This is a genomic window from Streptococcus mitis (genome assembly GCF_002096735.1).
Taxonomy (GTDB): Bacteria; Bacillota; Bacilli; order Lactobacillales; family Streptococcaceae; genus Streptococcus; species Streptococcus mitis_CZ.
Window position 1 is genome coordinate 1 of sequence record NZ_NCVC01000006.1, and the last position, 7,602, is coordinate 7,602.

At 33.8% G+C, this 7,602-nt stretch carries 7 protein-coding genes and 1 pseudogene; 1 reads left to right on the forward strand and 7 read right to left on the reverse strand.

The window, feature by feature from the left end:
* The coding region (locus tag B7703_RS00140; protein WP_142358183.1) for a helix-turn-helix domain-containing protein at positions 1-481 on the reverse strand (481 nt) is incomplete at its 3' end.
* A 1,067-nt stretch (positions 482-1,548) separates the two neighbouring features.
* Here B7703_RS00140 and B7703_RS00145 point away from each other — a divergent pair.
* The gene (locus B7703_RS00145; protein ID WP_084923145.1) at positions 1,549-2,484 is read left to right on the forward strand and encodes a phage integrase N-terminal SAM-like domain-containing protein; all 936 of its coding nucleotides are present in this window, start codon (positions 1,549-1,551) and stop codon (positions 2,482-2,484) included.
* A gap of 443 nt (positions 2,485-2,927) precedes the next feature.
* Here the strand turns inward: B7703_RS00145 and B7703_RS00150 are convergent, their stop codons facing one another.
* The 6 genes and pseudogenes from B7703_RS00150 to B7703_RS09885 form a co-directional block, all read right to left on the reverse strand.
* Positions 2,928-3,944 (reverse strand): replication initiation protein, encoded by a 1,017-nt coding sequence (locus tag B7703_RS00150; protein WP_084923147.1) that lies wholly within the window; start codon positions 3,942-3,944, stop codon positions 2,928-2,930.
* 389 nt (positions 3,945-4,333) lie between these two features.
* Positions 4,334-4,546 carry a helix-turn-helix transcriptional regulator gene (locus tag B7703_RS00155; protein ID WP_023948452.1) on the reverse strand — a complete coding sequence of 71 codons (213 nt, stop codon included), beginning with the start codon at positions 4,544-4,546 and terminating at the stop codon, positions 4,334-4,336.
* Between the two features lie 483 nt (positions 4,547-5,029).
* The gene (locus B7703_RS00160; protein ID WP_023948450.1) at positions 5,030-5,779 is read right to left on the reverse strand and encodes an ABC transporter permease; all 750 of its coding nucleotides are present in this window, start codon (positions 5,777-5,779) and stop codon (positions 5,030-5,032) included.
* Positions 5,772-6,596: an ABC transporter ATP-binding protein gene (locus B7703_RS00165; protein ID WP_023948448.1), complete on the reverse strand. Its 825-nt coding sequence runs from the start codon at positions 6,594-6,596 to the stop codon at positions 5,772-5,774. Before B7703_RS00165 ends, B7703_RS00160 begins: the two co-directional genes overlap by 8 nt.
* Positions 6,597-6,678: 82 nt before the next feature.
* A complete protein-coding gene (locus B7703_RS00170; RefSeq protein ID WP_084923149.1) occupies positions 6,679-6,888 on the reverse strand; it encodes a hypothetical protein in 210 nt (69 codons plus the stop codon).
* A 197-nt stretch (positions 6,889-7,085) separates the two neighbouring features.
* Positions 7,086-7,602, reverse strand: a pseudogene (locus B7703_RS09885) (hypothetical protein); the annotation flags it as partial.

The window sequence follows — 7,602 nt, forward strand, 5'->3', positions numbered from 1 at the left end:
CATTTGTCGAATATTCTGTTCGTAACATTGTTTGTTCAAAATATTCCTCAATTAAACCTTCTCCAAATTCGGCATTTTCAGAAACATATACATCATCAATAGCTTGTAGAACCTCAACTGCTACTTGCTCATCTTCAGGGAGTTGATCATAAAAACGTTCTTGAATGTCTTCAAAGATAGCTTCACGTTGGTGGATTTTTTCTTCATCTCCATGAATAGATTGACGAATTAACTTCGTTTTTAGCTTTAAATACTCTTTAGGAACGATTAGCAATCGTTCATCAATTAACTGAGATATCGGAACTCCTAACACTTCAGCTATATAGTCTAGTTTTGCTAAGCTGGGCAAGTTGTTCCCTGTTTCAATTCTGGCCAACTGACGAACAGTAAGATGCTTTTCATCTCCACAAAAAGCTTCCCTACTCAATCCTTTTTCAGTCCGTAAGGTACGAATCCGTTTCCCTATTTCCAAATTACTCATAATAAGCCTCTTTAAATTCTAATTCGACATCCAAATAATTGTATTCGTTTTCATTTTAACATATTTGTTCCATTTATCAGACAGAAAAAACACATTTCTCACTTTTTAATTACTCTCTCTGTCTGAACTGGCGACAATAGCGATAGCGGTCGTCAGTCGCTCTTTTCGAAGAGCGAAAAGCGTAAGCAGGAAACCCGCCCAAAGGGTTTTCGGCACGCGTTAACTGTTTACCCTATGTTAAATTCCGTAGGAATTGTGCATGGGTAAACAGTTAACCGCCACTTTAGTGGCGTAGCTCAAAAATTTACTATATCGCAAATTTTTGTCTTTTGAGTAAGATTTCATCAGATTTAGAGATGAAATTTTGAGATTTTTGACTCTCAAAACTCTCTCTTTTCTCTTAGAATTTTGGCTGTGGAAAACTCTTTTAGCAGTGTGTTTTTTATTTTTTCGATTTTCTGGCATAATATATATTGGATAGAATTGAGTGGTTGGAGCAAGAAACAAGAAAGAGGAAAAACAAACTCTACACAATCTTTTTCTAAAAATATTTTGTTCAATTTTTATTTTTCAAAAAAAATGGCATAATAGTATTAGAGAATATTGATTGACGTGGAGTACGAATAGTAAGAGAAAAAATATAAAACGAAAAGTCTTGCGAAACAAGGCTTTTTCTAGAAGATAAAAAGTAAAAGAAGAAAAAAAGAAAAAGAACATAAAAAGAAAATTAAGAGAAAAAAAGACAAACTAATAAATGACACTTTCTAAAATGCTAAATAAGAAATAAAGGTAAAAGAAAGGAATTAAACGATAGCGTTTAGGCAGTGTTATTCTAGTTATTCATACACCGATTTGCTCTACTACAACCTTCTCCGGGTCGCTACCGCCTAGCTTTCTAAAGGTAGTTGTCAAGGTCGAGACAGAAAAATGGCTGCTGATGTCATGGCATAGACATTCACGCAAAAAAAGTTGCCCATGAGTCTACGGGACTCGCCCTCTTCGGAGGCCTGAACAGAGCTGGTTCAAGGGGGTAATATTCTTTTACTTGAAAACTAAAAGGGGTCACTATGGATAACGAAAATAGCAAACCTAAGCAAAATCGCTGGGCTAAAAAGCGAAAGGCTCGCAATCGGTCCAAAGAAAAAACGTATCAGAATACAGTTCGAAAACGTCTCTTGGAGATGTTTGAAGACGGTAAGTCTTCTAAAAGGTCTCTAGACAAGACTAAAGACGATACGAAAAACAAAATCTATTCAGAGGGTACATATCGTACCTACAAGAAGCAACTTGGCTACTTTATAGAATGGCTTGATAAAGAACACCCAGAAGCCTTAACGATAGACGATGCATACAAGTATGCTAACGACTATCTACTTTATCTAATTGATAAAGGGGATGTCTCTGCTTCTACTATTGCTACACGAAAAGCGGCAATGGCAAAAGTTTTCGGTGTCTCGTCTAATGTGTTCATAGATACGCCTGAGCGTACTCGCGCAGGTATCAAGCGTAGCCGATTTGCAGTAAAGAGTGATAAACACATATCAGAGGCGACAGAGCGCCGTCTAGCTCGTTTTACGAGCGCCACGGGGCTACGAAGAGCCGAAATGACTCGCATTACTTCTGATGATCTTTTCTTCGAGGAAGGCAAGGCTTACCTTAGTGTTACCAAAGGTACAAAAGGGGGTAAGGCTCGTATCGTGGAGATTATGGGTATATCAGAAGAAGAGACAGAAGATATTGTGAAATTCATTCAATCAAAAAAGGGAAGACTCTTCCCAAAACTTCATACAAATTACGACAATCATTTCTATCGAGCGTCTTACGCAATGCGTTTATATCAGCATTACGCTAGGAGTGAAAAAGATATTCCCAGAGCCGACCGCTATATAATGCGCAAGGACAGGGCAGGAGAAACGTATGATAAACGTGCTATGGCTATAGTCACGAAGAATCTAGGGCATAACAGAATTGACGTTATCGCTCAATCTTACTTGTATCAATAAAAAATGAGTTAAAATTAGTGAAAATCCCACTTCGAGAGAGGTGGGATTTTATTTTATTTTATGTTGCCCAGCTGTCCATGGAATAAAGTAAGCGGACATGATATAATAGCAATACTCTGGCACTAAGCCTTCGAAAGGAGGTGTTTAGCTTGTTAAAACTCATTACTCTTCTTGTTGTTATCCGAGTAGTGTTGCCCCTAGCGTACGAGTTGGGGAAAGCCTATGGGATGAAGTGGATTGAAAAGCGCTTCGATGATGACGAGAAATAGTGTCACTTTTCACGAACGTTAGTTTGTTGTGGCTAGCGTAAAAAAAGCACCCTAAGTCTTGGCGGACAGGGTGCTTTTTCGTTTAGCGTGATGAACTCACTACTCTTGTTGTTAATTAAATTATACCATAGTTTCAAAATAGGTGTCAAAAAAATGATTGAAAGGAACTTTTTACTATTTTTCATCATCCTCTAAAAAGTCATATATGTCTGTTTGCCCTGGTACTACATCAGGCTCGCTAGATTTATCTAGTTTCCCTAAAAGTTCCCATTTTTTGGCTTCTAGCTCAGCCCGTTTTTTCTCAATTTCTGCACGTTTTTGGGCAAGCTCAGCTTCTGCTTCAGGTGTTCCGTAGATACCTAAGATTTTTTGAGTTTCAATAAGTTCATCTAAAAATTCTTGACTAAGCTCGTTCTTATAGTTTGGATTGCTCCAGCTTGGTACATTGCTTTTCTTAGTAGCCTTTTTAGATGGTTTTTTAGCTACAGTTTTAGGCTTATCATACTTATTTGGATCATAAGCCTCTGTTACTTCTTTTTTCCATGTAAATTCATAGCCTAGAACGGGTGTTCCGCGTTTGTTTGACTTAATTTTTTTAACTTTTAAATCTACAAAATACGGAGAAAGTTGCTCTTTAATAGGTTTCAAAATAAGTCTATCAATTTCGCTTGGTCTGTATGATTCAGGTGTGTCTAAAATTCTCTTTAAATCATCAACAGAAAACTCTTTTCTTCCTACTGTCCTCCATTGTTTCAACAATCGATACATAGTTTTGGCATAGGTTGACCTAATACTAGTAAATTCTTCAAGTTCATATCGTGTAAATTGAGTTTCTAATTTATTGAGGATATAATCAAAATTAGATGATACCTTAACCTCTACCATTTTTTTATCTAGGTCTACCTCAAAAAATTCAAACAAAGTCATTACTCTAAACTTTCGTTCAGATTGCTCAAAATAGGTCAATTGACCTATTTTCTTAGCAGCGTTAGTTACTGTTTCTTCCCATCGATACTTACGAGATGAAGTAGCAAGATCTTTAAGCTCATCTGTATTGAAAACAAGCTTTTTAACTCCCTGTTCTTTCGCTTTAGTAAGTATCGTGAAGAAAAAATTCATTTCTTCAGATGTCCAAGTTCTCATAACCACGGTATTCAAATCGTTGTGATATTTAACTACTTCTGCTACCATAAAGACAAATTCCTTTCGTGTCTTTATAATACCACATTATTCTAAAAAAGACAAGATATATTTTGTTTTTATAACTGCACATTTTGTACCCTATAACTGCACATTTTGTACCCTATAACTGCACATTTTGTACCCTATAACTGCACATTTTGTACCCTATAAAAGCTGAAACCCCTTGGCGCTCTAAGGCTCGTTTAGGGGCTAAATATATATTAAACATTAATTAAATATATAATAAAAAGGAGAGACTCACTTTGTTCGCTCTCCTCTCCCCCATTTATAAATCAATTTATTAGTAAATTAAAACCTAAGTAGTGCTATTTAATAATACTATTGCTTTTTCTAAAGGAACAGCTTCTCCTCTCTCATAAACTTCTATTTCAACTTATTCAAAACGCAAATAAAAAGAGACGTTCTATAGGTTCTTTTAGAACTGTAGATAATTTTAAAGCTATTTCTACGGATGGTATTGTTTTATTATTTTCTATTAAACCTATCATTTGTCTTGAAATATTTATTTTCTTAGCTAATTCATCTTGTGTTAATCCCTCTCTAACTCTAAATTGTTTTATTTTATTTTGATAATTATTTTTTTTTAACATACTTATCACCTATTTTAAATCAATAAATTGATTTAAAATTAAAACCTAATTTGTGCTATTTAATAACACTATCGCTTCTTCTATCAGTTGGAAAATAAAAAGACCAAATTGGTCTTTTTATTTTTTAACGACGAGATGCATACAAAGCAATCCCAAATCCTACAAGAACACCGAGTGCAAACATTTGATTTCTCCTTTCTTTCTCTATTTTAATTGATAATTAATATTTTATTAGCGAATACGAGTATATAGATAAATTCCATATGCAACACCTAATAGAAATGGCATGATTTTTCCTCCTTTTATTTTTTATTAAATATTTTGACTTCCTTCTTAATTAGCGATGGCTAACTAGATACCATACAACAAAGGGCACTAACCAATACATACTATTCTCCTTTCTATACAAGTGATAATTTTTAAGTATATTTTAAACTCTGCGCTTTGAGCGCCTCCTACATTTGATATGAGTCATTTCTCCTCCTAAGCTTTTAAAAAAGTTAGTTTTTGAAGTTGATTAAGTGTTAACTTTCCAAACGGAACTTTTTTTTTATTTTTCAATCCCCAATAACTGAGGGCAAGTAATGCTACAACCCAAGCAAAAGTGATCCCCAAACTGTCAAAATTCAATTTGAAATCTGGTTTATTAAAGAAATCTACATAAACTCCTAAGAAGGTTGTATCCATGAATTTCTTGACCTCTGAGCTAACTTGAGCAAACATTGGCAAGAATGAGAGACCAAGCATTGGAATCAAACCATAAACCTGAGCTTGCGTTTGTGTCTCTGAAATAGCTCCAATCACCAAATTTAAGAGGATTGTACATAATGCTACCAGAGAAGCTACTACAAGGTATACAGGATAATCTTTTGCGAAATCCACTTCAACCATAATAGGGAAGGAAATAACTGAAGCCAAGGCAAAGATTACAGGATAAAACAACACTGAAACAAGATATTCTCCACGGCGAACTCCGCTTAAAATAAGTGTTTTAAAAATTCTTTTTTCTTTTTCCTCTGCAATAGAGTTTGAAATCATTGACCCAGAAGAAAATGAGAATGCCATTGTTAAAGAGCTATACAATAGTACTTTCCCTTGAGTGCCATCTGTATTCATAAAATTTTGGAAGAGTAGAACCAGAAAGAATGGGAATACTACCTGTACCAAAGTGTTTTTGTTTGTTAACAATACTTGTGTCCTCAACCAGATAAGGGCTAAAATTCTCTTAAACATCTAATTTTTCTCCTGTCAATTTAATAAAAATGTCTTCTAAAGTTGGTTCACATGAGTGAATCGTCATTATTTTTTTATAATCTTCTTGCTGCAAGTCTTCGAATCGCACTACTTTTTTAGTCGAATCACTATAAGTTACTGCAACTTTTTTTTCCGTGTTGTATTTTTGGATAATTTCGCTTGGGCTTCCTTGTTCAATAAGATCACCTTTATTCAAAAGAGCTAGGTTATCACATAATAAAGTCGCCTCATTCATATCATGAGTAGTTAAGAAAATGGTTGTTCCTCTTTCCTTTAACTCCTGTAGTAATTTGTGAATCTTCTTTGAGGTGGTGGGATCTAACCCACTTGTAGGTTCATCTAAAAATAGAACTTTAGGGTAATTGATTAAAGCACGAGCTAAAAGCATTCGTTGACGCATTCCTGTAGAAAGTTTCTCAGCTGGAGTGTCTTTACTATCATACAGACCAACTTGTTTTAGAATTTCTTCAATTCGAGATTTTGAAACTCCGTATAGTCTTGCAAATAGCAACAAGTTATTGTACAAACTTAATTTTTCGTAATAACCACTTGTGTCACCTACTAAGCCTAACTCTTCAAAATCTGACGGAAGTAATTTTTGAGAATCTTTTCCTAATAATTCTGTCTTTCCGCTGTTAGCCTGTAGCTGTCCTGTCAGAATATTGATCATTGTTGTCTTCCCTGAACCAGATGGACCTAGGAATCCAAAAATTTCTCCTTCGTTTATTGAAAAACTAATTTGATTTAAAGCAATATTATCTCCAAATCGCTTTGTAACTCTTTCTACCTTAATCATTTTATTACCTCTTTCTAATTTATTTTCTGAACCACATCCACCACAACATTGGTACTGGTATAAAAAACATAGTTTCTCCTTTCTATTCTGTTATATCAATTACTTTTACTTTATTTTTAAATTGAGGCGAAATTTTAATTTCTTTGACCTCATTTGGTAGTAACAAAAGTAATTTAAATAGTTTGTCATCTATTGTCACTTTACATAACCTTCGAGTATCTAAACAATTTTTTATTATTAAGTAATTTGACTTTACTTCTTTTTCTTCTAAATGATAGTTAATATTTTCCATGTTATCTCCAAAACCACATAGTGGCTGTAATAGTAGCTAATGCAGATAAAAACATATTATCTCCTTCTCTGTATTATTGTTATTCCTTACATTGTCTATTGTAATCCTCTACAATAAAAAACAACAGGACATCTTTGTCTACTGACATTTATGTCCTGTTGTTCCAGTTATTGAAAATAATGTCTATTATGTACAAATCAAATGTTTTGGAAGTCTAGATTTTTTTCCTCTATCACTCGATTTTTAAAATTCATGTCATTCAAAAATTCTGCCCCATTGATAGCTTTTTCATAGTATTGCAGGGCTTTTTCTTTATCTTTTTCTCCGTATAAGTAATATTTTGCTTCAATGAAGTCTACAGTTGGTTTTAAACTAGTATCTCCGATGTCAATCATAATTTCTCTTAACATACTCAATATTTCAGGTATAAATTCATGATAATCGATGTCAAGTTGATAAAATATTAAACCTAGTAGTACTCTTTGAAGCAAGTGAATATAGTTTGTATCATCATAGTTTGTTTGAGATACAATATTTAGACAAACTTTTTTTAAAGTTATTTCATCTCGTTCTGATTTAACAGCTAGAGATAAAAAATATAAGTACAATATCAGTAGATCATTTGTCGAATATTCTGTTCGTAACATTGTTTGTTCAAAATATTCCTCAATTAAACCTTCTCCAAATTCGGCATTTTCAGAAACATATACATCA

Bases quoted from the DNA above. Each gene is read 5' to 3' on its own strand.
- B7703_RS00145 (WP_084923145.1), top strand. From the start codon at position 1,549: ATGGATAACGAAAATAGCAAACCTAAGCAAAATCGCTGGGCTAAAAAG.
- B7703_RS00150 (WP_084923147.1), bottom strand. From the start codon at position 3,944: ATGGTAGCAGAAGTAGTTAAATATCACAACGATTTGAATACCGTGGTT.
- B7703_RS00155 (WP_023948452.1), bottom strand. From the start codon at position 4,546: ATGTTAAAAAAAAATAATTATCAAAATAAAATAAAACAATTTAGAGTT.
- B7703_RS00160 (WP_023948450.1), bottom strand. From the start codon at position 5,779: ATGTTTAAGAGAATTTTAGCCCTTATCTGGTTGAGGACACAAGTATTG.
- B7703_RS00165 (WP_023948448.1), bottom strand. From the start codon at position 6,596: ATGATTAAGGTAGAAAGAGTTACAAAGCGATTTGGAGATAATATTGCT.
- B7703_RS00170 (WP_084923149.1), bottom strand. From the start codon at position 6,888: ATGGAAAATATTAACTATCATTTAGAAGAAAAAGAAGTAAAGTCAAAT.